This window comes from Paracidovorax oryzae ATCC 19882, from assembly GCF_000687165.1.
GTDB lineage: Bacteria > Pseudomonadota > Gammaproteobacteria > Burkholderiales > Burkholderiaceae_C > Paracidovorax > Paracidovorax oryzae.
In genome coordinates, this window is record NZ_JMKU01000014.1 from 1 (window position 1) to 26,557 (window position 26,557).

At 63.7% G+C, this 26,557-nt stretch carries 23 protein-coding genes; 2 read left to right on the forward strand and 21 right to left on the reverse strand.

Features of this window, described 5'->3' with window-relative positions:
* Positions 1 to 30: 30 nt before the first annotated feature.
* A protein-coding gene (locus T336_RS0113200) for an IS3 family transposase (RefSeq protein WP_156957856.1) occupies positions 31 to 1,595 on the reverse strand; the annotation gives its coding sequence in 2 pieces (ribosomal slippage) (positions 31 to 1,166 and positions 1,166 to 1,595; 1,566 coding nt in all).
* A 419-nt stretch (positions 1,596 to 2,014) separates the two neighbouring features.
* Here T336_RS0113200 and T336_RS26090 point away from each other — a divergent pair.
* Positions 2,015 to 3,805: an AIPR family protein gene (locus T336_RS26090; protein ID WP_084151429.1), complete on the forward strand. Its 1,791-nt coding sequence runs from the start codon at positions 2,015 to 2,017 to the stop codon at positions 3,803 to 3,805.
* A gap of 75 nt (positions 3,806 to 3,880) precedes the next feature.
* On the opposite strand, the gene T336_RS0113210 is transcribed toward T336_RS26090, so the two are convergent.
* The 15 genes from T336_RS0113210 to T336_RS0113280 form a co-directional block, all read right to left on the reverse strand.
* Positions 3,881 to 5,110 carry a type IV pilus twitching motility protein PilT gene (locus T336_RS0113210; RefSeq protein ID WP_026432908.1) on the reverse strand — a complete coding sequence of 410 codons (1,230 nt, stop codon included), beginning with the start codon at positions 5,108 to 5,110 and terminating at the stop codon, positions 3,881 to 3,883.
* 14 nt (positions 5,111 to 5,124) lie between these two features.
* Positions 5,125 to 5,784: a hypothetical protein gene (locus tag T336_RS0113215; protein ID WP_244883935.1), complete on the reverse strand. Its 660-nt coding sequence runs from the start codon at positions 5,782 to 5,784 to the stop codon at positions 5,125 to 5,127.
* Positions 5,785 to 5,822: 38 nt separating this feature from the next.
* Positions 5,823 to 6,242: a hypothetical protein gene (locus T336_RS0113220; RefSeq protein ID WP_244883936.1), complete on the reverse strand. Its 420-nt coding sequence runs from the start codon at positions 6,240 to 6,242 to the stop codon at positions 5,823 to 5,825.
* A 29-nt stretch (positions 6,243 to 6,271) separates the two neighbouring features.
* Entirely contained in the window at positions 6,272 to 7,222 is a 951-nt protein-coding gene (locus tag T336_RS0113225) for an ATPase, T2SS/T4P/T4SS family (RefSeq protein WP_026432911.1), read from the reverse strand.
* A gap of 56 nt (positions 7,223 to 7,278) precedes the next feature.
* A complete protein-coding gene (locus T336_RS0113230; protein WP_011795810.1) occupies positions 7,279 to 7,860 on the reverse strand; it encodes a type IV pilus modification PilV family protein in 582 nt (193 codons plus the stop codon).
* 20 nt (positions 7,861 to 7,880) lie between these two features.
* Positions 7,881 to 8,966 (reverse strand): type II secretion system F family protein, encoded by a 1,086-nt coding sequence (locus T336_RS0113235; RefSeq protein WP_026432912.1) that lies wholly within the window; start codon positions 8,964 to 8,966, stop codon positions 7,881 to 7,883.
* A 2-nt stretch (positions 8,967 to 8,968) separates the two neighbouring features.
* Positions 8,969 to 10,762, reverse strand: coding sequence for a GspE/PulE family protein (locus T336_RS0113240; protein WP_026432913.1), 1,794 nt, complete (start codon positions 10,760 to 10,762; stop codon positions 8,969 to 8,971).
* 11 nt (positions 10,763 to 10,773) lie between these two features.
* The gene (locus tag T336_RS0113245) at positions 10,774 to 12,153 is read right to left on the reverse strand and encodes a hypothetical protein (RefSeq protein ID WP_244883938.1); all 1,380 of its coding nucleotides are present in this window, start codon (positions 12,151 to 12,153) and stop codon (positions 10,774 to 10,776) included.
* Positions 12,154 to 12,175: 22 nt separating this feature from the next.
* A complete protein-coding gene (locus T336_RS0113250) occupies positions 12,176 to 12,805 on the reverse strand; it encodes a hypothetical protein (RefSeq protein WP_026432915.1) in 630 nt (209 codons plus the stop codon).
* Entirely contained in the window at positions 12,798 to 14,498 is a 1,701-nt protein-coding gene (locus tag T336_RS0113255; protein WP_026432916.1) for a secretin GspD/PilQ domain-containing protein, read from the reverse strand. Before T336_RS0113255 ends, T336_RS0113250 begins: the two co-directional genes overlap by 8 nt.
* Positions 14,488 to 15,252 carry a toxin co-regulated pilus biosynthesis Q family protein gene (locus T336_RS0113260; protein WP_026432917.1) on the reverse strand — a complete coding sequence of 255 codons (765 nt, stop codon included), beginning with the start codon at positions 15,250 to 15,252 and terminating at the stop codon, positions 14,488 to 14,490. The genes T336_RS0113255 and T336_RS0113260 overlap by 11 nt, the downstream gene beginning before the upstream one ends.
* On the reverse strand, positions 15,249 to 15,704 hold the full coding sequence (locus tag T336_RS25170; RefSeq protein ID WP_035225997.1) for a lytic transglycosylase domain-containing protein: 456 nt from the start codon (positions 15,702 to 15,704) through the stop codon (positions 15,249 to 15,251). The genes T336_RS0113260 and T336_RS25170 overlap by 4 nt, the downstream gene beginning before the upstream one ends.
* A gap of 119 nt (positions 15,705 to 15,823) precedes the next feature.
* On the reverse strand, positions 15,824 to 16,726 hold the full coding sequence (locus T336_RS0113270) for a hypothetical protein (RefSeq protein ID WP_026432919.1): 903 nt from the start codon (positions 16,724 to 16,726) through the stop codon (positions 15,824 to 15,826).
* Between the two features lie 4 nt (positions 16,727 to 16,730).
* On the reverse strand, positions 16,731 to 17,300 hold the full coding sequence (locus T336_RS0113275; protein WP_026432920.1) for a hypothetical protein: 570 nt from the start codon (positions 17,298 to 17,300) through the stop codon (positions 16,731 to 16,733).
* Positions 17,297 to 18,061: a DsbC family protein gene (locus tag T336_RS0113280; RefSeq protein WP_026432921.1), complete on the reverse strand. Its 765-nt coding sequence runs from the start codon at positions 18,059 to 18,061 to the stop codon at positions 17,297 to 17,299. The genes T336_RS0113275 and T336_RS0113280 overlap by 4 nt, the downstream gene beginning before the upstream one ends.
* A gap of 117 nt (positions 18,062 to 18,178) precedes the next feature.
* Between T336_RS0113280 and T336_RS26095 the strand changes: the two genes are divergently transcribed.
* Positions 18,179 to 19,264, forward strand: coding sequence for a tyrosine-type recombinase/integrase (locus T336_RS26095; protein WP_244883939.1), 1,086 nt, complete (start codon positions 18,179 to 18,181; stop codon positions 19,262 to 19,264).
* On the opposite strand, the gene T336_RS26675 is transcribed toward T336_RS26095, so the two are convergent.
* The 5 genes from T336_RS26675 to T336_RS25180 all read right to left on the reverse strand — a co-directional run bounded on the left by T336_RS26675 (position 19,250) and on the right by T336_RS25180 (position 26,485).
* Positions 19,250 to 19,735, reverse strand: a complete 486-nt coding sequence (locus T336_RS26675; RefSeq protein ID WP_156957857.1) for a hypothetical protein — start codon at positions 19,733 to 19,735, stop codon at positions 19,250 to 19,252. The genes T336_RS26095 and T336_RS26675 overlap by 15 nt on opposite strands.
* Positions 19,736 to 19,828: 93 nt before the next feature.
* Positions 19,829 to 22,966: an error-prone DNA polymerase gene (locus T336_RS0113290; protein WP_026432922.1), complete on the reverse strand. Its 3,138-nt coding sequence runs from the start codon at positions 22,964 to 22,966 to the stop codon at positions 19,829 to 19,831.
* The gene (locus tag T336_RS0113295) at positions 22,963 to 24,288 is read right to left on the reverse strand and encodes a Y-family DNA polymerase (protein WP_026432923.1); all 1,326 of its coding nucleotides are present in this window, start codon (positions 24,286 to 24,288) and stop codon (positions 22,963 to 22,965) included. The genes T336_RS0113290 and T336_RS0113295 overlap by 4 nt, the downstream gene beginning before the upstream one ends.
* Positions 24,248 to 25,015: a translesion DNA synthesis-associated protein ImuA gene (gene imuA, locus T336_RS25175; RefSeq protein WP_280513498.1), complete on the reverse strand. Its 768-nt coding sequence runs from the start codon at positions 25,013 to 25,015 to the stop codon at positions 24,248 to 24,250. Before imuA ends, T336_RS0113295 begins: the two co-directional genes overlap by 41 nt.
* 525 nt (positions 25,016 to 25,540) lie before the next feature.
* Complete coding sequence (locus T336_RS25180; RefSeq protein ID WP_051647198.1) at positions 25,541 to 26,485, reverse strand: hypothetical protein; 945 nt, start codon at positions 26,483 to 26,485, stop codon at positions 25,541 to 25,543.
* Positions 26,486 to 26,557: the final 72 nt, after the last annotated feature.

Consider the following 26,557-nt stretch of genomic DNA (forward strand, 5'->3'; position numbering starts at 1 on the left):
CGGAGCATGTCAAGATAGTTGTCGCGTCGATCAAGCAGCCCGAGGCTGCGTATTCGATGCGGTCGCCGCGGCATCGGCGATGCCGTCGCGCTCAGGGTTGAGCGTGACCGATTGGACCGGCGCCCAGTTGCGGGTGCTGCCCGACCAGCGCGCGGGGTTGCGCTGTCGGGCCTGGGTGTAAAGGTGATGGCGAGCCTGCAGGATGGCCTGGTCCTGCCCGGCATGGCGCTGCGTCGGCGTGACGTAGCCGATCGCGCTGTGGCGGTGCTCGCAGTTGTACCAATGCACGAAGCCGCTGGCCCACTGGCGTGCCTGGTCCAGATCGTCGAAGCCGCCGCTGGCGGGGAACTCAGGGCGGTATTTGGCGGTACGGAACAGGCTTTCCACGAAGGCGTTGTCGTCACTCACGCGGGGGCGCGAGTACGAAGGCTTGACGCCCAGCCAATGCAGCATGGCCAGCACCGTGGTGGCCTTCAACGTGGCTCCGTTGTCGCCGTGCAGCACTGGCTTGTCGGCGCGCGCGGCGATGCCCTCGGCCAGCGCCGTGCGGCGCACCAGTCGTGCGGCATGCTCGGCCTGGTCGCTGTCGTGCACCTCGAAGCCCACGATCTTGCGGCTGTACAGATCCATGATCAGGTACAGGTGGAACCAGCGCCCGGCGACGCGGGCCGGCAGATAGGTCATGTCCCAGCACCACACCTGGCCGGGCGCCGTGGCCACATGGGTGCTGGGCGCGCGGCTGGCCTGCGGCGATCGGGCGCGACCGCGATGAGCGTTCTGCCCGTGCGCACGCAGCACCCGCGCGAAGCTCGATTCGCTGGCCAGGTAGACACCCTCGTCGGCCAACATGGGCACAATGCGCGCCGGCGGCACGTCGGCAAAGCGCGGCGCGTTGGCCACCTGAACCAGCCGCTGGCGTTCGGCCTCGGTCAAGGCATGGCTTGGCGTGGGGCGCAGCGCCTGGGGCCGTGCATCGCCCTGGGCCAGCCCACCCGCAGCCTTGTAGCGCTGCAGCGTGCGCACGTCGATACCGGCGACCTGACAGGCCAGGTGCAGCCGCGCGCCGCTGTCGTGGGCGATCTGGATGTCGCGGGCCAGTTGCTGGCGATCTTGCAGGCCGATCATTCGTCCTCGTCCCCGGGCAAGATCGCCTCGAGCTTTTTTGATAGCACCAAGAGCGCCGCGGTTTCCGCCAGCGCCCGGTCCTTGCGACGCAGGTCGCGCTCGAGTTCCTTGATGCGCTGGCGGTCCGCGCGCGTGGCCTGCGGCGTGGCGCGGGCCTCCTCAGGTTCGGCCAGCGCCGCGGTGGCCGCTTGGCGCCAATGGGCCAGATCCTGCAGGTACACGCCGTGCTCGCGGCACCAGGCGCTCTTGGCCGCCTCGTCCATTGCCGCGGTCGTCAGCACCGCGTCCAGCCGTGCCGCGGCCGTCCAGTGGCGCTCGCGCGCGGGCTGAGCCAGCGCATCTGCACGCCAACGCTCCAGCGTGCTGGCACTCACGCCGATCTCACGCGCCAGCTCATCGGGCGTGGCGCTGTGCGGTGGCAGCAACCTGCCCACCGCTCTGTCTTTGAATGCTTGTCCGTATCGTGCCAACTGGCTTCTCGCTCTTCGCCCCCGGGGTGAACACACGGCAGCGGGCCGGCGCCTGAAGGCACCTGCAAGGCTGTGCATTTGTGGACGATGCGCTGCGCGCACCGGCCCGCTTGCCGTGGACAACGCTTCGCGTTGCCCACCACGCAGACCTTCGACCACAACTACACAGCCTCCTACTACCTTCATGAACTCCGAACACCGGAGTCCTATCGAGGCGACAACTATTCTGACGCGGGGGGTGGCCCCCGGGGCATGGCCAGCGTCCCGCCCCACGTCCAGGTGTCCGAGCGCATTCGGCGCGCTGGAATCTTGACGGCACGCCGGAAAAACTGGCTGGCAGCGGTTGTGAGAGGGCCCCGAGTCGCTCCCGAACAAGCAAGTCTGAAGCACAATGCATTCTTGAAACGGAGGAGGAAGGCATGACAGTGAAGTATCAAATTCTCTTGAGAATTCTGGATCAGATTCGATCAGAAGCGTCGGAAAAGCATTTAAAAAAATACAAACCCGATGCGCTAGAACTCGAGAAGATCAATCAAGCCAGAGCCCGCGCGCTGATCCATTTGTATTTTAAGGTTTCTTTTGGGATTCTGTCTTTCGAAGACCGGGAATTTCTAGTTACCGATGGGGCATATGACGGCGGTATAGACGGCTACTACATCGACCAGGATAATAAAAAGATATATTTAATCCAGTCAAAATTCAGAAGTACCGCGGAGAATTTCGAAAGCAAAAACATCAGTCTCGATGAAATACTACGGATGGACATAAATAGAATACTCGATGGAGAGACCATGGATGAGGCTGGCAACGAGTATTCGGGAAAAATAAAACAACTGCAGCGGGAAGTCAACAATATTGCCGACGTGGCGCGCTATAAGTACGTCGTCGTAGTACTCGCAAATACTTCAGAAATCCCGAAAGAAAAGTTAAAAATTCTCACGGGAGGCCACCCCGTCGAGATATTTGACTTCAACCGGTGCTACGAAGAGTTAGTTTTTCCTGTTGTTGCAGGCTCATTCTTTACTGCTGGCGATCTGAGCATTCCAATTGACCTGTCAAACAAGAGCTCTGGATCTAAGATAAGCTACACCGTCACAACCAAGATTAGTGACTGCGAGATTACTGTTTTATTTGTGCCTGCAATTGAGATTGCGAGAATAATGCACAAGTATAAAAACTCCGTATTGAAGTACAATCCGCGAAGTTACTTGGAATTAGAGGGGAAGAGCGTTAACGAATCCATTCGTCAAACGATAATTGATTCTGAAACAAACGAGTTTGCGCTTTATAACAATGGAATTACAATGCTTTCCGATGAGACTTTCATCAACGAAAGAATTGGGCAGAAAAACAAAGCGCAGCTTATAGTCAAGAATCCTCAGATTATAAACGGCGGACAAACATCTTACACCTTAAGCAGGATATACGCGGACCGATCTCCCGAGGAAGCTGATGAAGTTTTTCGCGGCAAGGAGGTATTGGTAAAAATCATTACACTCATCAACAACGAAAGTGACCATGGAAAAAGGCAGCTCATCGATGAGATATCCAATGCCACCAACAAACAAACACCAGTTATAAATGCCGACAAATTCGCCAACGAAGTGATCCATCAAAATATTCAAAAGAAGGTATTTGAGCTTTTTGGCCTTCTTTACGAACGAAAGAGAGGTGAGTTTGCTGACGGCGTTGAAATGGGGTATATAGATAAAAATAGCGTTATAGAACGAAATTTATTCCTACGTCTTGTCTATGCATCCAATGGGAATCCATCGAAAGGTAATCGAAGGAAGTTATTCAGTCAGAACGATTTTTCTGATATAGAGATCGAAAATCCGTCTGTGTTAAATAACTTCCATATTGGATACCAAGTCTATCTGATTCTGGCAAAAGAAAATATCGAGAAGCGGCAAAAGGTTAATCCGAGCATCTACTTCTCTATTATGAGCTATGTGACAATACTTGGAGGCGTTCACAGCACGATGGGAGAGTCGGATATAAAGCAAAAGGTTGCTGAGCTCAACCGACTCAGTGAAAGCATAATTTCCGAAAAGTCTAAGTCCACAACACCTACTGCTTTCCATAAAGCGAAAAAGAACAAGAAGACCGGAGAGCTTCGTCATAGCTTTAGACGAGATCTTTACTTAAACAGTAAAGAATTTCACGACAGGTTGAAGGCTGTCGCACTCGGTGATTGTCGCACCCCATAATTTATCGTTAGGACCTGGCCGACCCTTTGGGATACGAGAGGTTAAGTGCGAATGTCGGAAAAGGATAGCGCTGTATTATTTTTTCACAACCGCATCATTCAGCCGCTGCATGCTTGCGGCGTCGGTGAGCAACGACAGCGCCGCTTTCGCGTCGACATGTCCTTTGCGCACGAGAGTAACCACGCTCTGGATGAACGGGCTGTTGCCCATGCCGAGGTTGGACGAGCTCAGAAAGTCCGTCTCGAACTGACGCAGCTCGGTGCCGTCGCTCTTGGCCGAGAGCATCCTCTCCACCGTCTCGGCCAGCGGCGTCGTGCCGCTGCGCTTTGTCGTGAAATCCATCACTTCGAATGCCAGCGCCTTGCCGGTACCGGTCTTGGCCGGAAGGAGCGCCTGCGCGATCACGCCGACCAGGTTGGTCGCGAAGGAGAGCTTTTCGCCGGGCGAATCGAGATAGCCCAGTGCCTTGCGGATGGCGCCCGTGGTGTTCGCGGCGTGGATGGTGCCGAAGACCAGGTGTCCCGATTCGGCCCCCCGCACCGCGGCACGCATCGTCTCGGGGTCCCGGATCTCTCCGATGCTGATGACGTCGGGGACATATCGCAACACCTGCTCCACACCATTGGCGTACGTGTCGACGTCGACACCGACCTCTCGATAGGTGAACCGGGCCTTGTCCGGGCGATGGATGAACTCGATCGGCTGCTCGATCACCACGATGTTCGACGTCGTGCTCCGGTTGATCTGGTGGATAAGCGCGGCCGTGGTGGTGCTCTTGCCCGCGCCAGTGCGGCCGGTGACGAGCACCAGGCCGTGCCCGGCCTGGCAGAGCGCATGCACGGTGCTGGGAAGCCCGAGCTCCTCGATCGATTCCGGCACGGGCCGCAGACACCGCAGCATCAACCCGTAGCCGCCCATGTCCTGGCGCTGCAGGGTGAACCGTACGCGAAAGGTCGTTTCGCCTGCGGGAGAGGGCGCCGAGAGGGTGATCATGGGGTGAAGGCAGCCGTTCGCTTGCGCGACCAGGTCCTGCCACTTTCTGGCCGGCTCGCCGGCGCGGTGCGTGAGCTTCTGGAACAGGTTGGCCATGAGCGCGTCGAAGTCCTCGGCACTGAAGACCAGGTTCCGCTTTTCCTTCTGGTCACCCACGATGTACTCGAGGTCGGCCCAGCGATGACTTCCCAACCGCACACGGACCGGCTTACCCGGCTGGATGTAGGCATCGGTGTAGAGCTTGCCTTCCCCCTGATGGAAGGTCTGGACCACGAACCGGCCGAACGTGTCGTTGTCGATGATGCTTTTCATGTTGGTGGTGCCGTTTAGTTGTTGAGCCTTGCGGCGAACTGCGCGAGTTCGTCCGAGGTGAGGAAGTTCTTCAAATCGACGCGCCAACCGGCGCCGCACGCTTCGAAGCGGTTCGCGCTCGTGGAGGAAATGCACGTGGAGCGGTCCTTGTCAGCGACCACGCCGCCGTTGCCCTCCAGGAACCCGGCAGCGGTCGCGGCGCGGTCGTAGGGGTAGGGCGCGGCCGAGATGGGTGAGGCGCCACCCAGGGCCGCGGAGGTGATCCACGTTTCGACGCCGCCGGTCGGCTGCGACGGTGATGCGCCGTCGTACACGAGCCGAAAGACAGCTACCCAGGACTCTCCGTAGGCGTTTGTCCCGCTGGCCGTCGACGGCAGCGCCGCGCGCTGCTGGAGAAAGCTCGCATCGATGGCGCATCGATGCAGGGAAGCCGCGTAGGTCGGGGTGCCGGTACCGCTGGTCGGGTCAACGTTGACCAGGCAGAGCTTGTCGGCCCCGGTCCCATCCTTCATGGCCGTGACGAACGCGGCCCGGTTCGCCTCGAAGTAGGCCCGCGCCGCGGCCGCGAACTGGGTGTGGTCGGTGGAGACCGATTTGGCCGCGACGGCATCCTGCTGACGGGTGATCCATGGCATCGCGCTGACGTACACCAGCGAGAGGACAATCAGCGCCAAGGCGATTTCGAGGAGCGAGGTTCCCTGGTGCCGCCGCCTCATGACGCACCTCGTTCACAGAGGGAGGTAGCCGCGGCGGCCGCTGCCTGATCCCCAAGGGCAAGCAGGGTGGTCGGTGAGGGCGCTCGGGGCCCGCCTGCATCGGGGAACAGGCCCGCCACCTTCCGGGCCGCTTCCTCACGCAGTTGGGTGCATGCAGCCCAGGATCCGTCCGCGTCGCGTACGGCATACCAGTCATCGCGCATCGTGGCCTCACTCATCCCCGATGGCGCCGACACCTTGAGCTGGATCCAGGTGTAGCGGGTGGAGGTCGCAGGCGCGGCGTGGGACCTGAAATACAGATCTGCCGCGGCGATGAAGGTCCTGTAGTGCATGAGCTCTTCGTTTGCGCGGGTGCGGATCTCGGATGCGCCGGCGTCTCCCCGTGCGCCGATGAAGGCTGTCAGCAGGCAGGTCAAGAAGATGGCTGGAAGGAGAATCCACATGATCAATGCGTGGCGAACCTGGTGCCGAGAAGCATCCGCTCATTGGCCTGGCGCTGAGCCTCGCCTTCGAGCGATGCGTACTTTGCAGCGGCGATCGCCTGCTGCACGGCCAACGTGGATTCCAGCAGCTTGGCCGTGAGGAGCTTTCCGTCGAGCTTCTGAAACACGACACCTCGCAGGAGCAGAGAGAACATCTCCTGCTGGCTTTTGTCCAGGCACTTCGCAAAGGAACTCACGGCAGACACCGTGTCCGTGGCGAAAGACGTGCAGATGACCAGGAACCCGTTGCCCGCGGCCTGCAGCGCGACCCGGGCGGCCTCGGCCTCTCGGATCTCACCGACGAAGAGCATCGTCGGCGTGCCGGCCGCCTGGGAGCGGAGCACTCCGGTGAGCGCCGCGGCCCACGGACTTTCGCCTTCGATCTTCACCCAGGCCTGGGAGCAATAGCCTCTTTTGGTGGCCCCGTGGTGCCAGCCGTTAAGCGGCTGCTCCGGCGGCTGCTCGACGGTCGTAGCGAAACCGCCTAGCAGCTGGAGGCGCGATATGACGGTCGCAGACGCCGTCGTCGTCTTCCCTGCCCCGGTGGGGCCGGCCACCAGCATCAGGCCCCCTTCGCTGTGTGAAGGCTTCAGGAGCCACTCGCGAATTACGGTTGGCAAGGGGGATGGCAGCGTGTCCAGGGTCGGCGGCTGCTCGGGCATTTTGCGGAAGTTGACCCATGGCCCGTCCACCACGCTGCGGTCCAGGTGGCCACGCCAAACCAGGCCTTCATGATGCAAGGTCGCGTCCACGGCTTGAAGTTCCATGAAGTGCTTGAGCAGCCCGGCCACATACGGCTGGATTTCGGGCTGCAAGACGACGGGTCCAGGGAACTGCAGGCTGCGGCCTGGCTCGTTGATGCTGGCGCGCACGTCGGTGATCGCGTCGAGGAAGGGTTTGACGGTGCTGTCCATGGCGAGCCCGGTGGTTGCGTCATGCACCGCCCGTGCGGGCGGCGCGAGAGGAGAGGTCAGCGGAACTGCGCTGCGATCTTCGGCGACGGCTCAGAGCAGCCGGTCGTGAGCCCGGTCTGCGTGATGTCGCCGCCGCTCTTGTAGACGTTGCCGCCGCTGATGACGCCGGCGGAGGCGGCAGCGCTGCTCCCGATGCGGATCGCCACGGCAACGGGCTCGATCCTTGAGACGATCGTGGCGCAGTCGTCCTTGTTCAGGGGAAAACTGCTGCCCCCAACCGTGAGTGCGAAGGAGATGCGGGAGCCGTTCAGGTCCATGGTGTTTCCGGCTCCGTCGTAGAGCGAGCCGCTGTCGTATCGGAGCGGGCTCTTGATGAGCGAGAGCTTGTTCACCTCGGTCGGGGAGACGGTCGAGTAGTCGTTGGCCCGCGACCAGTTCTTCGTGATTTCGCTGGTGAGCAGGATGATCTTCTCGCCCGCGGCGCCGGCGTTGTAGCCGCCCTTGACGCCGTTGAAGTAGCTGAGGACCGTGGCCACGACCACGCCGAGAATCACGCTCCAGACGGCGACCTCGATCATGCTCACGCCTCGCTGGTGTGACGGGCGGCGGGGATTGGAATGGGGGATGTGTGCGTTCATGATGTGCTCCTTGCTGGGGGTTATCGAATGGCGCCCTGCATCGAGTACAGGGCACTGGAGATCCACATCACCAGTGCGGCGACGCACATGATTCCGAGGACGTTGATGATTTCGGTGGTCTTCTTTGCGCTCTTGATCAGGTGGTCGATGTAGCCATCGGCGATGTGTTCCAGCGACGCACCGAAGTCGGCTGTTTGGCCGTACAGATTGATGATCCATGCGCGGTCCGCAGGGAACAGATCGCAGGAGAGAAGCGCGACGTAGTCCGGCCGGCCCAGCTTGATCTCATGGCGTACCAGCTGGAACTTGTGCCGCATGTACCGGCTGGCCGAGCTCGACAGGCTGTCGATTGCCGTCTGGAACGGCACGCCGGTCTTGACGAAGCCGCTCAGGCCGCTCAGAACCGCGAAGCAGTGCAGCCGCCGGCTCATGGTGAAAGGCCAGACGTAGGCGTCCAGGGCATTTCGCGTGGCACCCGTGAGATTGGCGTTGAGCAGGATGAAGACTCGCCAGACGCCGGCCAGCAGCGCGAAGAGCCCGGCGCTGAAGAAAAAGATGTGGTCGGCGACGTAGGCGAAGGCCTGCGCGTTCGCTGGCCACTTCGCACGCGGTACCGCGCGCTCGAGCTCGGGGATGATCTCCGCGGAGTAGAAGTAGTAGATGCCCACCATGACCACGGCGTACACCGTCACCAGGAACAGGCCGGCGCGGATGATGGACTGGATCTCCGCCTGGCTGGTGGCGATCACTGCAGCTTGCTTCAGACCGGTGGATACGTCGCCGCGCTCTTCGCCGGCCTTGACCATCATGGCCTCGGCGGCCGGGACGAATGTGAGCAGCGCATCCCCCAGCTTGAGCGAGGTGCGCCCACCGTGACCGCTGGCAGCGTCGATGGGACGGCGTCCCCCATGCATCCGGCGGATCACCTCTTGAAGCAACGGCCGCAGCAGGTGCCGTTGCTTGCGCAACTCCGACTCCATCTTCACAAGCGCCGTGCCGAGCGGGATGCGCCCGGCTGTCCCGGTGAGCGACGCGAGAACGGAGTAGAAGTCCGCACGCACGGCCGACGTCAGCCGCAGTCTGTAGAGGGCCTTGAATCGCATCATGGTCAGCGGGAACTCTCGTCTCGCAGAACACCGAGTTCGGTCTCGACGTCACGGGGATCTACCTGCCCCTGGCGCATCTTGAGGATCGCATGGGCGAGGGCGGTAGCGCCCAGTCCGTAGCCTGCCGGCTTGCCGAGTATGCGAAGCCAGTGGTCGCGGGCAGCGCCGAGGTCGTCGTTCTTGATGTGGTTCAGAAACGAGGAATCGGGGATCAGCACCTCTGCCGCCGGTGTCCGATCGACAATTCCGGAGTGGCCGCATTCGACGCAACCTTCGCTGTTGACGAAGCGGACGTGGTGCTCCTGCAGGTCGCAGACCGACGTCAGGCGATCGAAGAGGGACTTCGACACCAGGCCGTTCTGATGCGCGGACTTGAAGTCGTGGCCACAGTGGGGGCACACAGTGGGGATCAGGCGCTGATACACCACGCCGGAGATGAAACCGGGCATGGTCAACAGGTCCTTTTCCACGCCCAGTTGCATGAGCCGGGAGAACGCTGCCGTGGCCGAGTGTGCGTGGAGCGTGGCCGGGATCTTGTGCCCGGCCAGCACCAGGTCCTTCACCGTCAGCGCCGCCAGCTTCTCGCGGATCTCACCTACCATGACGATGTCAGGATCCTGCCGTAGCGAGGCCTCCAGGTACGCCTGGAAGTTGTCCTTGCTTGCCGAGATCTGGCAAGCACCCAGGAGTTCGTTCTCGACCGGGTTCTCGATGGTCGTCACCTTGATGTGCCGGCCGCGGGTCTGGAAGAGATGCTCGACAAAGCTGTGCAGCGACGACGACTTGCCGGAATTGGTAGGCCCGACCATCAGCACCAGGCCGGATCCACCGACCAGCATTTCCTCGATCTGCGCCAGCTGGTCCTGGGTGTAGCCGATTTGCGCCAGGGGCCGCGCGCCGCCCGTCCTGGCCGCAGGCCGCAAGAGCCGCATGACGATCTGGAAGTTGCCCTCTGGATGGATTGGCGTGGAGTGGAAGCGCACGCGCATGAGGCGCTTCGTGCGCTCGGCGGGATCCTCCCATACGTCGAACGACGTGTCCTTCACTTCTTTCGGATTCCAGCTGCCTTTTCGGGCCCCGTCGGCAGACTCGAAATTGAAGAGCAGATGCGCGATCGCCTCGGCCGTCACGCGGGAAATGTCGGCCCTCCGCTGGCGTCGTCCGTGGACCCGAAACTGGACCACGGCGACGTCTCCGCGCGTCTCGATGTGGATGTCCGATGACTGGAGGCTGTCGGCCTCCAGCAGAAGTTCGCGTGCTGCGTCCTGTGTGGTTGTCTGGATGCTGTTGCCGCTGTCGATACCACGGTTCGCGCGGTGGTGCACGGCCTGGATCAGTTCCGTGGTGGTGAGCAGCGGACGAATGTTGGTATGCCCGTCCTCTTCCAGCCGCTGCGCGACGTCCATCATCGCCCTGGCTGAAAGGTACGCCGCCGGGGGCATCAGCAGATAGGTGCTGAACCTGCGCGAGCCGGCCGTCTTGGGATTGTCCAGGAACTGTCCCGAAGCCATGACCTTCTGGTCGACCAACAACTCGCTACGGATCGCTGCAAACGTCGCTCTGTGGATCTCCGAGACGGGCCGCTTGAGCGTGAACAGGTTGATGTAGTCGCCTTCAGGCAGCTGCGTGGCCTCCTTGAACGCGATCTGTTCGAGTTGACGCTGGCGCTCCTGGCTCTCGGACAAGCGGCTTGCGCGTTCGGCCTCGGGTCGCGCGGTGTCGGCTGCGCCGGCGCGGGTCGGTGCCACCGGCGTAGCGCCGCGCGACGGTAATCTGAAAGAGATGCCCAATTCCATGAGACCTGTCCTTACTGCCGAATGAAGAGGGTGGATGTGCCGGCGAACTGGGCGCCGGGCGCGCTGGGCGACGACCACACCATCTGCGTGAACGTGATGGGAAACGTGTTGAGGAATCGCATGGCCTCGCCGAGCATGAGCACGTGCCGGCTCGTGGTCGCCGAGACGTCGACGGTTTGCTTGGACCCCAGCGTGACGCTGTGAACGCCGTCCAGTCCCGCGATGTCAGCAGGTGGCGTCACGGTGACGACCTCCTCGGTTCCCTGGCGCATGCCGCCGCTGAGATGGGCCTGGCCCCAATCGGCGATGGCCATGCGCACCGACTTGAGCTCGACGCGTCGATCTTCTGGTTCGCTGACGTCCAGCTGCGGCATGTCGAAGGTGGACACGATGCGGGTACCGATGTCGAGTGGGTCCAAAATCCCCGGCAGGTGGGCCCGGTCAGCGACCCGCGTCTGAAGGTTTACCGGCTGCCACTCGACGGTGGCCTTGCCGGCGCCGAAGTCGCAAGTCAGCTTGGACGGGCGATACCCCCAGTCCGAAAGAGGAAGTCGCTGGCGCAGCACCTCACATTGCTGCCATTGAGGAAGCACCGTGCTGTGTGATCGGAACAGCGCCCGCTGCCGCGCGACGTTCTGCTCATAGGCCTGTTTGGCCGCTGCGATGCGTGTGGCCTCCGCCGCCCGCTCCTGTTGGCTCTGCAGGAGCGCCCGCATCATGTCTTGCCGCTTGCGCTCGCTGCGCAGCTGGTCCTGGTATTGGATGGCAACCTGCGCCGCAGCAGCGAGAGCCGCGACCAGCGCGGCCAGGGCAACGACGGTTCGCAGCTGGACTCCGTTCTTCTTCAGCCGGAGCGTCTCGAGTTCCTTGCGAGGTAGCGATCGCACCTTGGCAAGCACTTCCTCGAGCGTGAACGCCGCGGGCGCCGTGTCGCCGATCATCCGCGTGTCGGCAGCTGCCATGGAGGTCGCGTTGGTGTAGAGCTGCGCCGCGTCGGCGGCGGGAACGACCTGGTCGTAGGCAGGGTAGGGCACCCCATCGCGGATGAGGCAGATCCAGAATCGGTGGTTGGGCAGCGGGTGGTAGACGAAGGCGTTGGGCACGACGTGGCCGACGACCGCTCCGCCCGCGAGCATGCCTATCACCTGTCGGCCGCCCGCGGCCGCTACGGTCTCGCCACCGACGTCTTTGACCAGGTAGGCGTTGTTCTTCCCGGCGAATCGTCGTCCCTCGGAAGTGCTCTCGACTACCGTCCATGCCAGCGCGATCGCCAACCGCATGCCACCGATTTCGAGAACCTCGCTGGCCGCTCCAGCGCTCGACGCTGCCTCGTCCAGCTGGCCGTCCGCGTCTCCGCCGTTGCGCACGCCAGATCGTCCGAACCACTTCATATACATGACCTCATGCCGGCGCTCAGGGGGATGTCGAAGGCGAACCAGCGGCCGCCTGTGATGCATCGGCCCGCGGTGCCGACATCGGCTGCTCCGTGGGCGGCCGCGTGGCGGGTATGGCTGGTGGCGCCTGGAGCAGGCCAGGCGGAATCGCCAGCGGCGCGGCTGGCATGCCCGGCATCTGCACCGCGCTCATGGGCCCGGCGCCTGCGCCCTGCAGGCCACCCGGGTATCCCGGCGTGCCCGTGGTGCGCGCCGCGTGGAAACTCAGGGGCAGGGAGACAGGAGCGCGGCTCTTCGCGTTCGGCAGCGGCTGGATCATCACGCGCACCATGCGCAGCGCTACGCTGCGCAGGTGCATCCGGTCCGCGATCTCGTCGCCTTCCTCGAACGTCTGGATGACGCCGTTGGGCATCGCCAGCCGCGCAGTGCGTTTGCCCTGCAGCACGACGACCGATACCACCGTGGGTAGCTGCCGCAGGATCGGGTCGGTCGCGAGCATGTCCTGGATCTGCCGGTCCTTTTGAAGCAGTTCCAGTGTGACGTCGGCCTCGGCCGCGCGATCGGCGAGCGTCCTGGGCTGCGCGTGGGCGCCTGCTGCCAGGGCGACGGCCGCCAGCAATCCCCAGGCGATGGACTTTCCGTCAGCCATTCTTCTGCCCCCCGAAGACTTGCATGACGATCACGGACATGGTCCGGTCGCCGCGGCCCCGTTTGCTGCCGCCCGAGAGCGACACCTGGCCGGCGGCCTCATCGCCGCCGCTGTCGTAGCCGAAGAGCACGATGGCATCGCCGTCCTTCAGGAACGCCTGCTGCTGGAAGCTCTGGCGCGAGCGCTTGGGGGAGTAGGTCAGGATGCCGTTGACCACCGCCGGGTTCATGTTGCTGACCGCGCTGATCTCCATCTGGTACTGCAACAGGATCCGGTTGTCCCCCAGGATCAGCGGCAGCACGTTGCCGGTAAGGCCCGTGGTGAGCACGGCCTTCTGCGTGGCGAGTTGTGTGCCCACGTTGGCGGTCTGAGTGGCCGACACCGATGTGTTGTACTCCTCGTCATCAACCACCTGGAACGGGCTGGGCTGGCCGTTGATGGCCATGAATTGGCCCTTCTTGTAGAGCGCCACGTTGCCTACGGATTGGAGTGCTTCGGCAACCATGCGCGAGCCGGCCAGGCGCGAAGCGGGGTCGGTGAAGCTCAGGGTGATGCGCCCGGGCTGGCCGTTCGCTGGCTGCAGCGGCGCCGCGCCGGCGACGCCCACTCCATTGCCGTTGAGGCGCCGGTACACCAGGTCCATGGACACGCCGGCAGTCTCCTCTTTGGTCATCGAGACGTTGTAGATCGTCACGTCGATGAGGAGGTTGCGCGCGAAACGCTGGTTGATCGAGTGGAGGAGGGCTGCGATGCGGGCCTGGCTGAGTGGCCTTGCCGTGACGGTGACGATGCCGAGCTCCGGCGCGGCCGTCGCGAAGCCATCCAGTCCGGATGCGGAGAGCTTGCTCGCTGCGGTAGGCGCTGCACCGCTGGCGCCCGCGGCCAGCGCCGGCACAGCGCGGCCGGTGGCCGTCGTGTCCTGGCTCGCACCGAGGATGGCCTGCACCGACGCCATGATCGACGTCCATGGGTCGATGACCTGGCTCTGCGTCACCGAGACGTTTCCGCCGCCTCCGGCTCCTCCAGACGAGCCGCCCCCGCCTGTCGCGCCTCCGGCCGAGCCGCTGCCGCCACCGCTGCTCAAGCTCGTGGACGACAGGCTGATCGCCGCCTGCAGCGACTTGGCTCCGGATGGGAGGTGCATCGGGTATGTGCGTGTCTCGAATCGGTAGAACTGCACCGAGTTCGTCGACTTCACGTACCGCCAGCTGGCGCCGGCGCGCTGTGCCAGGTCGTCGAAAAGGCTGCGGACCTTCCCGCTGAACTCGACCTGAACGTACGTGGTGATGGGCTGCTCGCTGCCGGCGCTCGCCTGCGCGGCCTGTCCGGTACGCGGCATGCTCGCGATCTCAGTGGACGAGATCGCCATGCCGGTTCGTGCACCGAGTTCTTCGAGCACTTCGCTCAGGCGCTGCGTTCCATGGCTCGCATAGCCGATCTCTGCGTCGAAGATGTCGGGCAGCGCCTCCTTCTTGACGAGCTTGATCTCTCGCCCGGCGATGCGCGGGCCCGCCAGCCGGGTCACGCCGGCGGGTGCTCCCTGGGCGGTACGCTCGTCCAAAATGCGGCGTGTCTGCTCCCGCGCTTTCTGCGCGTTCGCTTCCGTCTCCTGAATGGTGGAGCAGGCCTGCAGGACCAAGGTCGTGGCCACGAGCCCGCAGACGAGGCGTCGACCGCGTCGTTCATTCTTCATCGCTCTCGCTCCGATCGGTGATGTCCATGGACGTGACCTCCATGAGGCGGTTGGCGGCAGCGACCGACAGGGCGATCTGCTTGCCCTCCGAGCGCAAGATCTTCACGACGGCCTCGACGGCTTCGGACACCTCGAGCTCGTTGCTGTACGCGGAGGCCGAGATCACTTCCCAGGAAACCTGGGGGTACCAGATCAGCTTCCAGCCTGCGGCTTCGGCCCACCGCTGGAGCTCGGCATGTACTGGCTCGCCGGCGCGCAGGACGTATCTCGCCGTTGGAGGTGTGGGTGTCGTCGTTGGGAGCGACACGGTGGCCACCGCCCTGCTGCGCGCATCGAGTTCCAGGAGTGCTTGCTGGTCGCAACCTGCCTGTTCGGCCCGCACAGGCAGCGTTGCCTGCGGTGCAGTGCGCGCGAGCTCGACGCGCGGGCCGGTGGTGGTGGCGGCGATCGAGAGCGATTGCGACGGCTGCAGTTGTGCGTTGACCGTGCGCAGCGCATCGGACACGGTGGCGGACCCGAGCTGCTCCAGCACGACGACCTTGCCTGGCTCCGGCGGGCAAATTCGGGCGTAGGGAACGCCGAGGCGGTCGGCGAGCAACTGGCCGAGCTCATCGACACTCGCCTTCCACGTGATCGCGATGTTCGAAGCGAGCAGCGCGCTACGGGTCTGCGAGATCTCCATGGGCTCTGCCGCCGTCGCAGCACAAGATAGGGCGAGCGATGCGGCCGCCAAGGCGCAGGCGCGCAGGTTCATGGGGTGTTTCCTTGGGGCATTGAGCGGGACGCGGCCAGCGTTTCGGCCAGGGCGAATTCGCGGTAGAGGGCCAGGACCTTCGGCACGTAGGCCTGCGTTTCGCGATAGGGCGGTATGCCGCCGTGCTTGCGCACGGCGCCGGGCCCGGCGTTGTATGCAGCCAGCGCGAGATCCCACGCGCGGAACTCGAACCACATTTGGCGCAGGTAGGCTGCTCCCGCCGCCAGAGCGAGCTCCGGGCGGTACAGGTTCTGCTCGGGATGTTGCAGGCCCACGCCGGCGGCGGTGGAGGGCAGCACCTGGGTCAGGCCGCGAGCATTGGCGGGCGATCGAGCCGCCGCGTTGTAGCCGCTCTCGACGGCAACGAGCGCTTTGAGCAATGCAGGCTCAAGGCCATAGTGCCGGGCGATCGCAGTGATGGCCGCTTCGTGACGCCAGTAGTCCTGCAGCATGCGCTGGCATGGTTCGGAGCGGCTGTTCCCGCGAAGGCAGGCTTCGGGGCCTGCGCTGGCGCACTGGAGCCACAGGCAAAGCGCGAGCGCCACTGCGGCGCGTCGAGTGGGAGCGACCGTCATAGGATCATGAGCGCGACGAGTACGAGCGTCAGCGTGAGGCCTGCGACCACTGTGTAGCGCTTGAGATCGACCAGCGAGATCTGGCCTGCACCGAACCGCTGCAGCACGCCCATCACCACGTAGCCCACCACGAGAAAGCAGGCGGCGACCGCCACGGCGATCGACACGGTCCTGACGCTTGCCATCTGCTGCCCTGAGCCGCGCTCGAATCCTCGCTGGATGGATTCCGCCACGGGTACGCATGCGCCACCCGCGTCCCGCACGCACGAGCCGAAGGCGGGCTGCCACCCCGAGCCGCCCCCTGATCCGCTCCCGCTGCCTCCGCCTCCACCCGGTGCCGTCGGGGTGCCTCCGGCGGTACCGCTGGCGATGCGGTCGGCCATGCCGCAGATCGTGGTGCCGTTGCTGTCGGCAAAGCCGGAGCAACGGCCGGCGCGAAGCATCGTTCGGCAGTTGCCGATCCCCAGCTGGACGCACGCGAGCACGAGATTGCCATCGACCGGACGGCCATCGAACGTGCCCAGCGCCAGGAGGTCCTGAACCACGCGCGATTGCAGGGCATCGGAGGTCAGCGCCGACCAGGCGTCGACCTGCTGTTGGAGAGACTGCCGGCGGTACTCCTCTGGCGTCACGCCAGCGTAGCGCGTGATGTTGCCCTGGGCCATTTGCAGGACGCCGTAGCAGCATGAGCCGTTGAATGCGGTCGTCTCGCCGCTGCTCTCCACGTTGATCGCGAGGTTTGCCACGGCCGCGGCGTTCTGCCGCAGCCACGGGCTGGCGTTTGGCGAGCGCTCTATCGATGCGATGATCTCTGCGGCGGAAACGATGACCGCCAGCGCGGCGATGGGCGCCGCGGCCAGGAGAAGGGCCGCAGCCCGGGACATGCGTGGCGGCGCCATGTCGTCAGCCGAGGCGCAGCGAGCGGCTGCAGGCCGGCACGACCTTGCCGAACTGGATGGCGCGCAGGCGGAGCAGACTTTCACCAGCATCGAATGCGTACTCGATGCGGCTCTTGTCCCGCTGCGTGCCGAAGATCATGCAGTACCCCGGCAGATCGGCGACCTGGCGGCCCTGCATGGGCCAGGGCGTCACACGCAGACTGCACACCGAGTAGATGTCCGTCACCTGTGCGCCGTTCTCCGGGTCTTCGCAGCGATCGGTCCCGGCTGCGCTGAACATCGAGAACACGACCTTTCGGCCACCGCGCTGCACGTCGCCGACCAGGGCGAACGAAGGAAGCGGTTGTCCGTCCGCGGACTTGCGTGTCGAGGTCAATTCCCTGGCCCAGATGCTCCGCAGTATTTGGCGGTCTGCCTCCGTGCCGGAGGAGGGGAATTTGCTGCTGTGGAACACCACCTCGCGCATCGGCGACCAGGTCACCTCGGTGATCTCCTGTGCGCGGGCCTGACCTGCAGCGATCACCGCCGCCATGGCCGCGACGCAGCTGGCAGGAAGAGAGGTCCAGGGCGTCATCGCGGCACCCCTCTCGCCGCGGCCCGTCCGCCCTTGTCGAGCTCCGCGAGGAACTGCTCGGGCGGCGTGGCGCCGACCAGCCGCTTCCCGTTGGCCAGCACGACCGTCGGCGTGTTGATGATCTGAAAGCGCTCCCCGGTGCGAAGGATCTCGACCAGGCCAGCGGTGTCGCAGGTCTCTGCGAGGCGCGGCCGCGCGCCATCCATCATCGATTTCCACGTGCGAGGGCGATCGTCCGAGCACCATGCCATGCGAGCCAGGCTCTGGCTCTGCGGGCTGATGACCGGAAAGATGAAGCGATACACCGTCACGTTGTCGATCTGGTCGATGAACTTCGTGAACACCCGGCAGATGGGGCAGATGGGGTCCTCGAACACGGCGAAGACCTGGCTCCCGTCGCCCCGGACCTCCTTGATCGCGTGCTGCAGTGGCAGCTGGTCGAAGGGGATCGTCATGCGGCGATCGAGCTTCTCAGCGGTGAGATCCCGCCGCTCAACCGTATCGATGAGCGAACTTCCCACAAAACTGTAACGACCGGTATCATCCGTATAGAAGAGCTCGTTGTCTGAGAGCACTTCATAGATGCCCTTGATGGGGGTGGAATTGATCTGATCCACGCGGACCGAGCCGCCGGTATTCGCAGCGATCGCAGCCTTCAGCCGGGCGGCGATCTTCTCGGAAACCTCTGCAGTTGCGTGCTGTGCGGCCATGACCGCAAGCGCGGCGACTGCGGCTCGAAGGATTGGCGAGGGGGTTGGCATGGGCCGAACTCTAGAAATCGCCGGCCGCGGTCGCCATCGAAAAGCGTCGGTTTCAGAGAACACGGTTTCCGCTTGACTGCGGAGTCTTTATTTGATCTACATTTAACGAGTCGAGGGGTGCGTCTCGCCGACGCCATGGCAACGCCGTGGCGCCGGCCTGTCGCAGAGGTGTTTATGGATGGTGGAATGCGCGAGCCGGGCATCGAGACCCAGGGCCGCGGGGAAGGGTGGGACCCTCGATTCGATGACCTGCTCATGCAGGCCGCAGCTGAAGAGGGTCTGGCGGACGACTCGCTGCGTGCCCTGCAGACCCAGTTGCGCTGCTTCAACGCATGGGTTCTGGCCAGAGAAGGGCGTTCGTGGGATCGGGCAACGGCGGATGACCTGAAGGCCTATTTCCAGGAGGCTCGCGAACTTAGATCTGCGGCCACGGTGCGATTAAAGCGGTGGGTCGTACAGCGGCTCTATCGTTGGGCTAGAGCCGAGGGGATCGTGGACGTGTCCTTTGAGGCCGCGCTGGTCGCGGTCCGCGCCACGCCGCCGATGCGCCTCACCACCGTGCCGTCGGTGGACCAGATGCGGCGCATCCTCTCTCTGCCGGACACCGGAACTCCCATTGGTGTGCGGGATCGGGCTGCGCTGGAACTTCTGTATGGCGCTGGATTGCGCTCCGCTGAGCTTTTAGGCCTCCACGTCGCCCAAGTGCCTGATGCGCCTGGCATGCGCCTGGTGGGCAAAGGTGCGAAGGAGCGGTTGGTGATCCTCGGAGAGCATGCGCGCCATTGGATTGCGCAATACAAAGCCGTGCGCCGGACCTTGCTTGGAACTGGAGGGCACCGGGCCACGGCGACCGACAGACTGTTCGTCAGTGCAGGAACACATCCAGACTATCAGTATTCCCAACTACGCAGAATGGTGGGGCGATATGCGGCCATGATTGGCCTGCATCTCACCCCACATTCGCTACGGCACGCCTTCGCAACGCATCTCTATCAGCACAAGGCGCCCTTGAAGACGATTCAGTTACTCCTTGGGCATGAGCACCTGGCTACCACAACGATTTATGTATCGCGTCACTCAGATGACGATGCTGAACTACTGAGCGTCCACCACCCACGAGGCGCAAAGCACGATCTCTTCAAACGATGGGCCCCAACCGCAAAGAAGCACGCGAGGCCGGGGCCGGATTCATTGCTGTCGTAAATCCCGCATAGTAATTGAAATCTGTGAACGCTCGAGCCCATAAAAGACGGCTATTGCGTCCGCACCGCTTTCAATATCAAGTGCAACCGTTCCAGGCTCGGGGGCATCTATCACCTCATTCGAATTCTCGAGAAAATACTTTTCTAACTCAGATTCTGCAAATTTTGGTGTGCTCTTGACTTCGGGGCTCAACCTGGTTCTATGAGCTTTTGCTCGACGAGAGAATCGGGCGGTGACTTTTTCCGGTGACTCAGGGTGAAAAACCCATTCTCGGACGCTGTAAATATATTTTACATTTCCGAGTACCATAACTATAAAATACTTGGTTTTGCTGATAGCTGCCGTAGTTATGTCATCGGCAGAGCATTCAATAGTGCATTCCCATTTTCCCTTAATTGCAACGAGTCCCTTGTCGTCTGTGCTATACACTATGGAATTAAGCGGAGTTTGAGAATTATGAAAATCGTACATTTGTCCTCCCGTGAAAATTTTGATGGTTAGGACCGGTTTTGTTGGGGCCGGCACTCGACAGTCTAGCGCATGTTAAAAAAATTCTGCTGGTATTCATTGAAAGTCTCTGCTTTTTAGGCGAAGGTTTCCCAGTAGCGGCGAGAGATCGACCAACTTCCGGGCGATCAGGTTGCAGACCTCACCTTCTCGCTGCCAGATGCCGTAGACGCCCAGCAGCTTCGCGCGTAGCAGAACATCGCGCTGCGTGTCCCGCACATGCGGCCACACGATCACCTGCACCGTGCCCGTCTCGTCCTCGATCGAAACAAAGATCGTGCCCTTCGCCGTACCAGGCTGCTGTCGAAGCGTGACCAGGCCACAGGCTGCAAGTCGAAAGCCATCGCGCACGTTCGCCAGTTGCTCCGCCGTGTGGTAGCGCCGCAGCTGCGGCCGCAGCAGCGCTACAGGATGGCTTCTAAGGGTCAGGCCCAGGGCTGAGTAGTCCTGCACCACTGCGTCGCCTTCCGGCGCCTCAGGCAACTCCAGCATGGCCTCGCCGACAGGTGCATCGCGGAGCAGAGCCGGCGCCGCGTGTTGGCCGGCCGCGTCCCAGACTTGCTGACGTCGATGCCCGGCCAGGCTGGCCAGGGCATCACCGCCCGCGAGGACGCGCAGGGTGGGCTGGTCCAGGCTCGCGCGCAGCGCGAGATCCTCGACATCCTGAAACGGCCGCTCCGCCCGAGCCGCCTCGATGCGCTCGGCAGCGGCTTGACCAAAACCGTTCACCAGCCGAAGCCCGAGACGCACCGCGGGCGCGTGCGGCAAGTCTTCCAGCGTGCAGTCCCATCCGCTGTGCAGCACATCCGGTGCCCGCACTGTGACGCCATGCCGCCGCGCATCCTGCACCAGCTGCGAGGGGGCGTAGAAGCCCATGGGCTGCGAGTTCAGCAGCGCCGCGAGGAATGCCGCTGGGTGGTGCCGCTTGATCCAGCTGCTCGCATAGACCAGCAGCGCGAAGCTCGCGGCATGGCTTTCGGGAAAGCCGTATTCGCTGAAGCCGTGGATCTGCTGGAACACCCGCTCTGCATACTCTCGCTCGTACCCTCGCGCCAACATGCCGTCCACCAGCTTCGCGTGATACCGCTTCAGCCCGCCTTTCCTTTTCCAGGCGGCCATTGCGCGCCGGAGACCATCGGCCTCGCCGGCGGAAAACCCCGCGGCCACGATCGCCAACTGCATCACCTGCTCCTGGAAGACCGGCACGCCGAGCGTGCGCCCGAGCACTTCGCGCAGGGCATCGCTGGGGTACGTCACGGGCACCAGGCCCTGCCGACGGTCCAGGTATGGATGCACCATGCCGCCCTGGATCGGGCCCGGGCGTACGATGGCCACCTGAACGACCAGGTCGTAGAAACATCTCGGGCGCAACCGCGGCAGCATGCTCATCTGCGCACGGCTCTCGACCTGGAACACCCCGATGCTGTCGGCGCGGCACAGCATTTCGTAGGTCGCGGGATCCTCCGCGGGGATGTCCTGCAGGTCCAGCGCATCGTCCAGGCCTCGGATCTGGCCGACCATCACCAGGGCTTTCCGGATCGCGGTCAGCATGCCGAGCGCGAGCACGTCGACCTTGAGCAGGCCGGCAGCGTCGAGGTCGTCCTTGTCCCACTGGATGACCGTGCGGTCCTCCATGGCGGCGTTCTCGATGGGCACCATGCGGCACAAAGGATCCTGGGTCAGCACGAAGCCGCCAGGGTGCTGGCTCAGGTGACGAGGGAAGCCGAGCAGCTGCTCGGTGAGCTCCAGGAGTTGGCGCACGCGCAGATCTTCTGCATCGAGGCCGAGCGCCTGCAGCTGCTCGTCGCGCACCGAATCGTCTTCCCACCATTGGTGATCCTGGGCCAACGCTGAGACAGTCCCCTCATCGAAGCCCAAGGCCTTGCCGACGTCGCGCAGGGCCGAGCGCGGACGGTAGCTGGTAACCACGGCAGTCAAGGCTGCGCGCTCGCGGCCGTACTTCCCGTAGAGGTACTGAATCACTTCCTCGCGCCGGGCGTTCTCGAAATCGATGTCGATGTCGGGCGGCTCGTTCCGTTCGCGTGAGAGGAAGCGCTCGAACAACACGCTCATGCGCGCGGGATCCACTTCAGTGACGTGCAAGCAGTAGCAAACCGCCGAGTTCGCGGCCGACCCGCGCCCCTGGCAGAGGATGCCGCGGCTGCGGGCGAAATCAACGATGTCGGCAACGGTCAGGAAGTAGTGCTCGTAGCGGAGGTCCTCGATGAGTGCGAGCTCGTGCTCAACGATCTCCTGCACCTTGGGCGGAATGCCGGCCGGCCAACGCCGGGCGGCACCTTCGTAGGTCAAGCGGCGCAGATGCGATGCCGGCGTCTCGCCCGGCGGAACCACCTCGGCGGGGTAGTTGTAGCGGAGTTCGTCTAGGCTGAAATTGCAGCGCGCGGCGACGCGCAGTGTCTCTTCGAGCAGCCCGGCCGGATAGGTCTGCGCGAGACGCAACCGGGTCCGCAAATGGCGCTCCGCGTTCGGCTGCAAATCCAGGCCGCAGTTGGCCAGAGGGCGCCCCAGCCGTACCGCTGTCATCGTGTCTTGAAGCGGCTTGCGGGAACGCACATGGAAATGCACGTCGCCGGAGGCCACCAGCGGCAATGCCGAGGCCTCGCTCGTGGTGCGAAGCCGTGCAAGCCATGCTTCGTCATCGATCTGGCGCAGCATCTCCACGCCGATCCAGCAGCGGCCCATGAAGTGCCGCAGCAGCCACTGCGCGAGCGCCTGTAGATGGAAGGCCTCGCTCATGCGCTCCGGGGAGCAGATGACGACGCAGCGCGCGAGATCCTCGCCGGCGAGATCCGCTGCTGCGAGCCGGTAGGTGCCTTTGGATGCAGCGCGGCGCAGCCGCGTGATGAAGGCGCATAAGTTCCCGTAGCCCTCCAAGTCGCATGCGAGCACGGTCAGCGTGCAGGGCGGCATGCCGCGATCCGGCGCCACTTTGAACTGGGCTCCGACCAGCAGCTTCTGCAGGCCGCACTGCTTCGCCGCGACGTGCGCGCGCACGATGCCAGCCAGGCTGCATTCGTCAGCGAGCGCGAGGGCGGTGTAGCCCAGTTGGGCGGCGCGCTCGACGAGCTCGTGCGGGTGGCTCGCGCCGACGAGAAAGGAGAAGCTGCTGGCGCATCGGAGCTCTGCGTAGTCCGGCACGCCGGCGGATCTGCTCGGGGTCTCGTCGTCGCTCATGCGAAATGACCGTGCAAAAACCAATGACCAGCCTCGCCGGCGAGCCGTGTCTGAAAAAGCCAGAGCGCTGCGCCGCGCTCGGTGAGCGCAATCCAGTAGTCCCGCGTCGTGACCCCAGGCCGGCCGCCCGCTGGCGAATCGCTGGACGAATCGCCCGCCCACCACCCACCCTCGATCCGGTGGGGGCCGGCCAGGAGGAGCAACGGACCCTGGTAGAGCGGCTGGCCCGTTCGCAGGGCCAGCCGCAGCGGCTCAGCCAACAGAAAAGTGGGTTGGGGCAGCGAAGTACATCTGGCGCGGGCCCGCGGGCTCGGCGCGCCGGCCGGGGCCCACCGCGACATTCGCTCGGGCCGATGGTCCTCCACGATCCGTGCCCGAAGTACGCTGGTCGGCCCGAGGCGCGCGGCAATCCGCTCCAGCGCCAGGCCGAGGCTCTTCGCAGAAACTCTGGTATCGGGCAACAAGGCGAGGCTCTCGATGGGCTGCGGGACGACGTCAGCCTCGCCCACGGCAAGCTGCAGGTCGCCCACGGGAGCGGCCAGCGTCACCCGGGCCAGATGCTCGCCAAGCAGTCGCAACAGATGCTCGACCGAGCGTGTGGGCAGCGCGGTTCTGACGGTGAGCGCGCCGCCGGCACCGGCATCTTTGCTGCGCATGGCGTCGTGGGCCCAGCCCAACGTGATCGCCGTGGTCCCGCATTGCCGCGCCGCGAGCCAGGCCGAGAGTTGGATGAGCAGCCGCCGTGCGCCGAAGAGCATGGCGGGGGCCTGCTCAACCCGTTGGGGAAGCTCCAGCCGTGCGTCGAACCGCTCCGGAATCGTCAACCAGGTGTGTACTGCCGGCTGCAGTCCGTAGGCAGTGTCCAGAGCCTCCAGAAGCGGGGCGCCGAACCGCCGCGCCACGCCGCCGCGGGGCAGGGCCCGCAGGGCCCCAAGGGAGCGGCAGCCCAGGCTTTCGAGTGTTGTCGCGTGCGGCAGCGTAGCGCCCAGCGTGTCCAGCTGCAGCGGATCCAGGATCTCTGCCAGCGGACGACCGAATCCGTTGCGCAGGCCAGCCCGCGCAAGCGCCAGCGCGCCAAGGCTGGTCGGTGCCCAGGCCGCGTTCTCAACGCCGAGCGCACGCGCTTCGTCCCGGAGGCGCCGCACCAGCTGGCGCTTGCCACCGAAAAGGCGCGCGCTGCTCTCGATTTCGAAGACCACCGCCGGCCTGGAAGAAGCCGGTTCCGCGATGGCGACCCTTGGCGTGAACTGCAGGCACCACAGCCCGAGGCCTGCGAGAGTGCTAGACGCCGGCGCGGAGGGGAGCAGTGCGATCCACAGCATGGGAGGGTGTCCGGCCACTGGCACGCGGCTGGGCGGTTCTGCGCGAGGCGATGAGTGCCGCCGGACGGCGACTGCGCGCAGTCAAGATGGGCTCGATGGCAGGAGGGACGGTCGGTATCGTGAGGCGAACACCGCTGACGCTACCGCGGCACTTGAGCAGCTGCAGGTGGATCTCCCAGTCGAGCGCAGGCTCCAGCAATACCCGTAGCGGAGCCGCCGAGGGCTCGCGAGCCACCTCGGCCGGCCTCACGAGGAACACGGGCCCGGCGCAGTCTTGAGCACACACCTGCAGGCGACGAATCTGATCCCCCCGGGCGCGAGGCAGCCAGGCCACTATTGCACCTGAGCTGCCGGCCCGTACCAACTGCTCCACGGTCCACAGCCTGTCGAGCGGCGTGTCCGCTTCGATCCAGGTGAGCCGGCATGCATCGATGCCCGCCTGCTGAATGCCCGCAGGATGGGGTGGCATCGGAGGCCCCACCAGCACCAGGTCCTCGCCCGTCGCCGCGACCGCAGCCAGGGCAGGGCTGAGAAGGCGGAGTTCTGCCACCCCTGGCTGTGGTTGCAGCACATCGATGACCGAGCGCAGCGGCCATCCACCACCCGGCAGGGCCGCGTCCAAGACCGTGTGCCCTGTAGGAAGGGTTGCACCATGAGCATCCGGCATTTCCGTGGCTCGCCATACGCCGCGGGGGAGGGAGTCGAGTGTCAAGGTAGGCCTCTGCATGCGGTAAATACTGATGATTTATACAGTATCACGGAATTTCCGCTCTTGTGTCGGCCAGATGTGGAATCCCCCGGAACCAGGCCCTGCGATAGGGTAGTATTTTATAAAATATAAATACAACATACAACAACAAACAACACGGATTTATCTGATGGCGGTAGCGCACCGCATGCGTTCGCGCGGTTACCGTGGGGAAGAAGCAAGAGGGAAGATGGGAGAGAAGGCCAGCACCACTGAGCGGCCATTTACGAAGCATGCTCGGGAAAATTCCCGGCCGTCGTAGACGTAGAGAAGGCGCAGCGTATCCGCTGCCAGCAGCGTTGACTGCAACTACAAAGCGATTCAAGTGGTTGAAGAGCGGGGCGTTTGCCGGTGGTCGGCTCGACCTGTCTCGTGAGGCGATATGGAACCTCGGCGGAAGATCATGGGTGGCTGGGACGTTAGGCGTTGCACCCGCGACCTGCGGTGAGAGAGGGACATCTCGCGCTCGGAAGCGCGTGTAGACGTGGCTCGGAAGCGGACTGTTTATGCGACAACTGTGAGTTGCTGGCCTGCCTTGGCGGTGAAGCCAGCAAGGAGCAGTCGCCTCGCGTCCACCACAGCGTCGCGACCGTGATCGGTCAGTGCCCCCTCATCATTGATCAGGCGGATTTGCGCCAAGCGAAGTAATGCAGCGCATCCGGTGCGCATGCTGTGTTGCTGGTCTGAGTCGAACTCCGCATACACGTGGTCGGTGGGGAGCCCTCTGCCTGATCCTGTGAATCGAGTCTCCATGGCAGAGAGAACCTTTCGACCCAGTGGGTCCAGCCGCTCGGAAAGCTGATTGAGCATCCAACAGCACTCCTGCATCCGAAGATGCAGGTCGCGCAGCGCGGAAGCCATGAAATCCCACTGTTGGATCGTGTCGCGGTAGCTTCCCTTGAGCGCTGCGCAGTTCGCTTTTGGCTGCTCGTCTTGGCGTCGGCCCAAGTCGCTCATCCAGCGTAGCAGCGGCGCGTCGATCACCCCACCCAATACTTGCCAGGAGCCCCGGAGATACAGGGGAACTTCGCCGCAGGAGATCCAGCGCAGCGTCGGATTGTCCGCGGCTTCTGCAAAGCTGGCGTGATCGAATCCCAGTGCCCAGGCGATCTGTGATGTCGTTGCCAACCCATGCCACCCGTGTTTCAGCATGCCGCTCGACCACTTGGCGGCGTTGCGGTCTTGGGGCAATAGAAGACCGTGAAGGGGCCCCCCAGGTAGCAGGTCTGCAACCCGCGCAAGCTGCACGACTGTGTGCCCCAGGGCGTGTAACCGTGTGGTCGCCAACGCATGCGCACTGGCCTCCAGGTCACGTCTCACTGCCAAGAGGGCCCGTGCCACGCGCAACACATGCTGGCGGACGTTCTCGTCCTTGAAACTGCTCCATACCTTGAGAGGTGAGATGGCGTGTGCCAGGGCAACGTGGGTGTTGATTCGGGTTGGCGTCATGGTCGAGGATCTTCGCGATGAAGGGACGAGCCGATCCCTGCCTCAGCGGGCATGCGATTGGTACGAGTTGAC

Coding starts and splice junctions, on each gene's coding strand:
- T336_RS26090 (WP_084151429.1), top strand. CDS start 2,015: ATGACAGTGAAGTATCAAATTCTCTTGAGAATTCTGGATCAGATTCGA.
- T336_RS0113210 (WP_026432908.1), bottom strand. CDS start 5,110: ATGAAAAGCATCATCGACAACGACACGTTCGGCCGGTTCGTGGTCCAG.
- T336_RS0113225 (WP_026432911.1), bottom strand. CDS start 7,222: ATGGACAGCACCGTCAAACCCTTCCTCGACGCGATCACCGACGTGCGC.
- T336_RS0113230 (WP_011795810.1), bottom strand. CDS start 7,860: ATGAACGCACACATCCCCCATTCCAATCCCCGCCGCCCGTCACACCAG.
- T336_RS0113235 (WP_026432912.1), bottom strand. CDS start 8,966: ATGATGCGATTCAAGGCCCTCTACAGACTGCGGCTGACGTCGGCCGTG.
- T336_RS0113240 (WP_026432913.1), bottom strand. CDS start 10,762: ATGGAATTGGGCATCTCTTTCAGATTACCGTCGCGCGGCGCTACGCCG.
- T336_RS0113245 (WP_244883938.1), bottom strand. CDS start 12,153: ATGAAGTGGTTCGGACGATCTGGCGTGCGCAACGGCGGAGACGCGGAC.
- T336_RS0113250 (WP_026432915.1), bottom strand. CDS start 12,805: ATGGCTGACGGAAAGTCCATCGCCTGGGGATTGCTGGCGGCCGTCGCC.
- T336_RS0113255 (WP_026432916.1), bottom strand. CDS start 14,498: ATGAAGAATGAACGACGCGGTCGACGCCTCGTCTGCGGGCTCGTGGCC.
- T336_RS0113260 (WP_026432917.1), bottom strand. CDS start 15,252: ATGAACCTGCGCGCCTGCGCCTTGGCGGCCGCATCGCTCGCCCTATCT.
- T336_RS25170 (WP_035225997.1), bottom strand. CDS start 15,704: ATGCTGCAGGACTACTGGCGTCACGAAGCGGCCATCACTGCGATCGCC.
- T336_RS0113270 (WP_026432919.1), bottom strand. CDS start 16,726: ATGGCGCCGCCACGCATGTCCCGGGCTGCGGCCCTTCTCCTGGCCGCG.
- T336_RS0113275 (WP_026432920.1), bottom strand. CDS start 17,300: ATGACGCCCTGGACCTCTCTTCCTGCCAGCTGCGTCGCGGCCATGGCG.
- T336_RS0113280 (WP_026432921.1), bottom strand. CDS start 18,061: ATGCCAACCCCCTCGCCAATCCTTCGAGCCGCAGTCGCCGCGCTTGCG.
- T336_RS26675 (WP_156957857.1), bottom strand. CDS start 19,735: ATGTACGATTTTCATAATTCTCAAACTCCGCTTAATTCCATAGTGTAT.
- T336_RS0113290 (WP_026432922.1), bottom strand. CDS start 22,966: ATGAGCGACGACGAGACCCCGAGCAGATCCGCCGGCGTGCCGGACTAC.
- T336_RS0113295 (WP_026432923.1), bottom strand. CDS start 24,288: ATGCTGTGGATCGCACTGCTCCCCTCCGCGCCGGCGTCTAGCACTCTC.
- imuA (WP_280513498.1), bottom strand. CDS start 25,015: ATGCAGAGGCCTACCTTGACACTCGACTCCCTCCCCCGCGGCGTATGG.
- T336_RS25180 (WP_051647198.1), bottom strand. CDS start 26,485: ATGACGCCAACCCGAATCAACACCCACGTTGCCCTGGCACACGCCATC.